Source organism: Streptomyces sp. NPDC005955 (assembly GCF_042871255.1).
Classification (GTDB): Bacteria; Actinomycetota; Actinomycetes; order Streptomycetales; family Streptomycetaceae; genus Streptomyces.
Genome location: NZ_JBIAIF010000034.1, coordinates 1 through 4,685, shown reverse-complemented (window position 1 = coordinate 4,685; position 4,685 = coordinate 1). Strand labels below are relative to the sequence as shown.

Annotated in this window: 1 protein-coding gene; it reads right to left on the bottom strand. The window is 74.9% G+C overall.

Annotated features, from left to right (window positions below; all coding sequences use genetic code 11):
- Positions 1-4,685: SDR family NAD(P)-dependent oxidoreductase (locus ACFYOU_RS33270; protein ID WP_391311042.1), on the bottom strand; the 4,685-nt coding region annotated here is incomplete at both ends.

Sequence of the window (4,685 nt, the reverse complement as noted above, 5' to 3'; positions counted from 1 at the left end):
CCCTCACGCGCCAAACGAATCAGATCCGCCACACCCAAACCATCAATCAATTCATCGTCACTCGAATCGTCGACCGACTCCTCGACAGGCTCGGCGCCGAGCACGGCAAGCAGTGGGGTCAGCAGTCCGGCGTCCCGGAGCCGGGCGAGGGGAACCGCGGCGAGCTCCCGGCGGAACCGCGCCTCGTCGAACTCGTCCTCGTCCCCTTCCGCGGCGTCGGGGAACAGCTCCGCACAGAGCTGGCGGGCGAGCGCGGCCGGGGTCGGGTGGTCGAAGACCAGGGTCGGCGGCAGCGGCTTCCCGATCGCCTTGCCGATGCGGTTGCGCAGTTCCAGTGCGGTCAGCGAGTCGACACCGAGCTCGATGAAGCTGCGCCCTTCAGGGACGCCGCCGGCCTCGGCGTAGTCGAGCACCGCGGCCACTTCGGCGCGGATCAGGTCGGTCAGGACCTTCTCCTGTTCGCGCGGGGTGAGGCCGGTGAGGCGGTGCAGCAGGAAGTCCGCGCCGTCCTCGCCCGATCCGCGGCGCTGGGGCGTGCGCCGGGTGCGCACGAGTCCGCGCAGCAGCGGCGGTACGTCGCCGTTGAGTGCGGTGGTGTCCAGGTGCAGCGGGACCAGGTGGGCGGAGCCGTCGCCGAGGGCCGCGTCGAAGAGTCGCAGCCCCTCGGTCTGGCTCAGCGCGCCCAGTCCGGCGCGGGTGGCCCGGGCCCGGTCGGCTTCGCCGAGGTCCGCCGCCATGCCGTCGGCCCACGCCCCCCAGCTCAGCGAGACGGCGGGCAGCTGCTCGGCGCGGCGCCGGGCGGCGAGGGAGTCCAGGAAGGCGTTGGCCGCGGCGTAGTTGCCCTGTCCGGCGCTGCCGAAGACGCCGGCGGCCGAGGAGAACAGCACGAAGGCGGACAGCTCGGCGTCGCGGGTCAGTTCGTGCAGGTTCCAGGCGGCGTCCACCTTGGGGCGCAGTACGGTGTCGACGCGCTCCGGGGTGAGCGCGCCCACGACGCCGTCGTCGAGGACCCCGGCCACGTGCACCACCGCGGTGAGGGGGTGTTCCGCCGGGATCTGCGCGAGGGTGCGGGCGAGCGCGTCGCGGTCGGCGACGTCGCAGGCCGCGAAGGTGACCGAGGCGCCGAGGGCGGCCAGTTCGGCGCCCAGTCCGGTGTCCGTGCCGCGGCGGCTGACCAGCAGCAGCTTCCGGACCCCGTACGCGGTGACGAGGTGTCGGGCCACGAGCCCGCCGAGCGCACCGGTCGCCCCGGTGACCAGGACCGTGCCGTGCCCGGGCCACTCGGGCGGGGCAGCGTCCTCGGGCACCGCTTCGAGTCGGGCGCCGAGCAGGGTCCCCGCCCGGAGCGCGGTCTGCGGCTCGTCGACGGCGATCAGGTGCGGCACGAGTGCGCGGGAGGCGTCCGCCGCGTCCAGGTCGGCCAGGTGGATGCGCCCGGGGTTCTCGGTGGCGGCCGACAGCAGGAGGCCACGGGCGGCGGCCACCGGCAGGTCGGTCACGGTGTCGGTCGGGGCCGCGGCGACCGCGTCCCGGGTGAGCAGCACCAGCCGGGAGGCGGTGAAGCGTTCGTCGGCGAGCCAGGTCTGGGCCAGGGCGAGTGCGGTGTGGCAGGCGGCCCGGGTCGCGGCTGCGGTGTCGCCGTCCGCGTCGGGCGCGGGGAACGGCAGCAGGACGGCGTCGGGCACGGCGGCGCCGTCGTCCACCGCAGCGGTCAGCGCGGCGAGGTCGGTGTGGGTGCCGGTCCGGTGCCCGGCGGCGACGAGGTCGGGGGCCAGCTCGGCGGCGTCACCCAGCAGGGCCCAGGTGGCGGGCTCGGGCTGGGGCGCCGCGAGGTCCACGAACCGCCGCCGGTAGAGGGACCGGGCCGGGGTGCCCTGGCCCAGTTGTTCGGGCGAGACGGGGCGCACGGTGAGTGCGGCGACCGAGAGGGCGGGGCGGCCGGACGGGTCGGTGAGGGTGAGCGACACCGCGTCCGGTCCGGCCGGGGCGATCCGGGCCCGGACCGCCGAGGGACCCGCGGACCAGCGGCGGACGCCCGTCCACACGAACGGCAGTCGGGTCTGTTCGCTCACCGGCAGTGCGCCGAGGCCGATGGCGTGCAGGGTGGCGTCGAGCAGGATCGGGTGCAGCCCGTACTCGCCGGCCCGCTGGGCGTCGTCCTCGGTGAGCCCGATCTCGGCGAAGACCTCGGAGCCCCGGCGCCAGGCCCGGCGCAGGCCCTGGAAGGCGGGTCCGTAGTCGAGTCGGCTCTCGGCGATGGTCTCGTACCAGTGCGTGAGGTCCACGGGGGTCGCGTCGGCGGGCGGCCAGATCGCCGGGAAGTCGAGCCCGGTGGCCCCGGTGCGGTCCTCGGGGGCGAGGACACCGGCCGCGATGCGGGTCCAGTCGTCGGTGCCGGTGCCGGTGCCGGTGTCCGCGCCGGCGGGGCGCGCGTGCACGGTCAGGGAGCGGCGGCCGGTGTCGTCGGCCTCGGCCACCGACACCTGGAGGTCGACGGCGCCGGTGTCCGGCAGGACCAGGGCCGACAGCATGGTGAGCTCTTCGAGTGCGGCCCCGCCGACCTGCTCCGCGGCCTCCAGGGCCAGTTCCACCAGTCCGGAACCGGGCAGCAGGGCGGTGTCCCAGACCCGGTGGTCGTTCAACCACGGGTGGGCCTGGAGGCCGAGGCGCCCGGTGAGCAGCAGCGCGTCGGTGTCCGCGGGGCGCACCGCGGCGCCGAGCAGCGGATGGGTCGTGACGTCGAGCCCGGCCGCGTCGGCGGCGCTGCGGGCCACGGCGACCGGCCAGTACCGCTTGTGGTCGAAGCCGTACGTCGGCAGGTCGACGCGGCGCGCGCCCCCGGGGCCGGTCAGGGCGTTCCAGTCCGGTGTCCAGCCGCGCACCTGGAGGCGGGCGAGCGCGGTGAGGAAGGTCTGTTCCTCGGAGCGGTCCTGGCGCAGCGCGGCGACGAACTCCGGCTCGGGGCCGCTGCCGTCCGCCGTCACGCATTCCTGGCCCATGGCGCTGAGCACGGCGTCGGGGCCGATCTCCACGAAGGTGGTGACGCCGCTGTCCTGCAAGGTGCGGACGCCGTCGCCGAAGCGCACGGCTTCCCGGACGTGTCGGACCCAGTACTCCGGTGCGCAGATCTCCTCCGCCGGGACCACCTCACCGGTCAGGTTGGACACCACCGGCAGGGTGGGCGGGTGGTAGGTGAGGGTGTGGGCGACCGCCCGGAACTCCTCCAGCATCGGGTCCATGCGGGGGGAGTGGAAGGCGTGGCTGACGCGGAGCCGTCGGGTCTTGTGGCCGCGTTCGGCGAGTCGTTCGGCCAGTGCGGTGACGAGGTCCTCGGCGCCGGAGATCACCACGGACCGCGGTCCGTTGACGGCGGCCACGGCGACCTGGTCGTGGTGGCCTTCGAGCAGGGGGGTCACCTCGGACTCGGCGGCCCGTACGGAGACCATGGCGCCGCCCTCGGGCAGGGCCTGCATCAGCCGGCCGCGGGCGGCGACGAGGGTGACGGCGTCGGGGAGGGTGAGCACTCCGGCGACGTGTGCGGCGGTCAGTTCGCCGATGGAGTGTCCGGCGACCCGGCCGGGTCGGATGCCGATGTGGCGCAGCAGGTGGCTGAGGGCGACCTCCAGGGCGAACAGGCCGGCCTGGGCGAAGAGGGTCCGGTCCAGTTCGCCGGGCTCGCCGTCGAGGACGACCTCACGCAGCGGCTTGCCGAGCCGGTCCCCGAACTCGTCGCACACCTGGTCGAAGGCGGTGGCGAAGACGGGGTAGCGGGCGTACAGCTCGCGGCCCATGCCGGGGTGTTGGCTGCCCTGGCCGGTGAACAGGAACGCCAGGTCGCCCGCGGCGGGGGTGCCCCGGACCACGCGGTTGTCGCTGCGGCCGGCGGCGACCGCGTCGAGTCCGTCGAGCAGGGCGGCGCGGTCGTGGCCGACGAGGACGGCCCGGTGCGGCAGGGCGGCGCGGCTGGTGGCCAGGGAGTGGGCGATGTCCTCGATGCGTTCCTGCGGCCGGGCGAGCAGGTGTGCGTGGAGGCGTTGCGCCTGGTTGCGCAGGCCCTGTTCGGTTCCGGCGGACAGGGGCCACAGGACCCGCGCGCCGGTGCCGGGCGGTTCCTCCTCCTGCGGCGGGGCGGGGAGGTCCGGTTCTTCGATGATGACGTGGGCGTTGGTGCCGCTGATGCCGAAGGCGGAGATGCCGGCCCGTCGGGGGCGTTCGCCGCGCGGCCAGTCGACCGGTTCGGTCGCCAGCGCCACCGCTCCGGAGTCCCAGTCCACGAACGACGAGGGCTCGTCCACGTGCAGGGTCTTCGGCAGGGTGTCGTGCCGCATCGCCTCGACGAGCTTGATGATGCTGGCCGCGCCGGCGGCGGCTTGGGTGTGGCCGAGGTTGGACTTCACCGAGCCGAGCCACAGCGGCCGGCCCTCCGGACGGTCCTGCCCGTACGTCGCCAACAGGGCCTGCGCCTCGATCGGGTCACCCAGCTTGGTGCCCGTGCCGTGCCCCTCCACCACGTCCACCTCGGCCGCCGACAGCCCGGCGTCCGCCAACGCGGCCCGGATCACCCGCTGCTGCGCGGGACCGTTCGGCGCGGTCAAACCGTTCGACGCACCGTCCTGGTTCACCGCCGAACCCCGCAGCACGGCCAGCACCGGATGCCCGTTCGCCACCGCGTCCGACAGCTTCTC